Below are 1,493 nucleotides of genomic sequence, written 5' to 3'. Positions count from 1 at the left end.
ATAGAACCAAATCCAGATAAGTATAAAATCAATTATTAATAGAAATATAATTTTTAGAAGATTTTTCATTTAACGCAATGTCTGTTAACGCTGTCGTATAACGAGCCGAGTATTTGCGAAGAACGGGAAAGAATTTGAACGAAGTTCAAGTTCGTCCGTTCAAGCAAATTGCTCTTTTCTAAAACTAAATTAGTTTATTGTTTTAAGAAAAGCAATTTTGCGAGCGGAAAAAAATAGGATGAAAGTTTACTATCAGCCCGTTTTTTCGCGAAATACTTTGTTAGCTGATGGCCTAATTTATTATAGATTCACCAATATTTTTATCGAATAAATAAAAACCTTTTCCATCGTAATATTCCACTTCTATAATTTCTAATCCTGTTTGTAAAATAAAATTTGATAAATCTTCATTATCTGTTTTCCAAATTTTTGTATTATCAATTTTTAAAGGGAAATTTTCGTTGTTAGGATTCTTTGTGTGAATGTAAACAGCATCTTCGCTACTATCTTTTTCATCGATTACAATCCATATTTGATAATTATTTGGATATAAATTTAATTCTTTTTTAATATTTTCATATAGTTTTAATAATTCTTGAAGATAATTTAAGCGAATTTTAAAATTTTTATTCCCTTCACCATCCCAATCTACGTGAGTGTGCCAAAAGTCAAACCAACTATTTGGACCGCCACTAAAATCTAAATCTAATTCGTTCATTTTAAATTGTATTTTTTTTTAGGCTTGCAGCTAACGAGCCGAGTATTTGCGAAGAACGGGTGAGAAATTGAACGAAGTTCAAGTTCGTCCGTTCAAGCAAATTGCTCTTTTCTGAAACTAAATTAATTGAAAGTTTTTAGAAAAGCAATTTTGCGAGCGGAAAAAGATGGGATGAAAGTTTACTTTCAGCCCGTTTTTTGCAAATACGATGTTAGCTGCTGATTATGTTAATAGAATTCTAAATCGGATTTTGGAAGAAATTTAATATTTTTATTAGCATCAAAAATTTTATTTAAATCTTGAATTAGTTCATTTGTAAAAACGAAATCTTTCTTATTTGATAACTTATTTTCTTGAAAATCTGAATTTATTTTAAAATATTTGTTTCGATTTTTATCTTGTAGTTTAAGTTCTGTTTCTGTAAATGGTAATGTTATAATTTTTCTAGGATTTGGAATAATATAAATACTATCAAAGTTGAATACTTTAGATTGATTTACTAATTCAATCATAGAATTATATTCACTAGAATTTAAAGCGTTTTCAATAACAATTGTGTCATTTAAATTATATCTTTTATAAATGTTATTTTTAGAATTATAATAATAAGTTTCGCTTTTAATTTCTACTGAAAAAGTTTCATAGTCAATTTTATAATGTTTGTGAAAATTAATATTTGCACTATAAATCATAATAAAACTGGTAACAATTATTAAAGAGAATAAGATGAAAATATTTCGAGAGTTATTTTTCATAATTTGCAGCTAACGTTTCT

The 1,493-nt window shown here is 26.1% G+C and carries 2 protein-coding genes; both read right to left on the bottom strand.

The window, feature by feature from the left end; translation table 11 throughout:
- Nucleotides 1-292: 292 nt before the first annotated feature.
- A complete protein-coding gene (locus IM532_RS13305; RefSeq protein WP_194183989.1) occupies nt 293-718 on the bottom strand; it encodes a hypothetical protein in 426 nt (141 codons plus the stop codon).
- A gap of 227 nt (nt 719-945) precedes the next feature.
- A complete protein-coding gene (locus tag IM532_RS13300) occupies nt 946-1,473 on the bottom strand; it encodes a hypothetical protein (RefSeq protein ID WP_194183988.1) in 528 nt (175 codons plus the stop codon).
- Nucleotides 1,474-1,493 lie beyond the last annotated feature (20 nt).

It is taken from the genome of Faecalibacter rhinopitheci (genome assembly GCF_015234135.1).
Classification (GTDB): Bacteria; Bacteroidota; Bacteroidia; order Flavobacteriales; family Weeksellaceae; genus Empedobacter; species Empedobacter rhinopitheci.
The sequence above is the reverse complement of the archived record's forward strand: the minus strand, read 5'-3'. Positions and strand labels throughout refer to the sequence as shown.

Excerpts from the sequence above, each read along its gene's own strand:
- IM532_RS13305 (WP_194183989.1), bottom strand. The coding sequence starts at position 718 with ATGAACGAATTAGATTTAGATTTTAGTGGCGGTCCAAATAGTTGGTTT.
- IM532_RS13300 (WP_194183988.1), bottom strand. The coding sequence starts at position 1,473 with ATGAAAAATAACTCTCGAAATATTTTCATCTTATTCTCTTTAATAATT.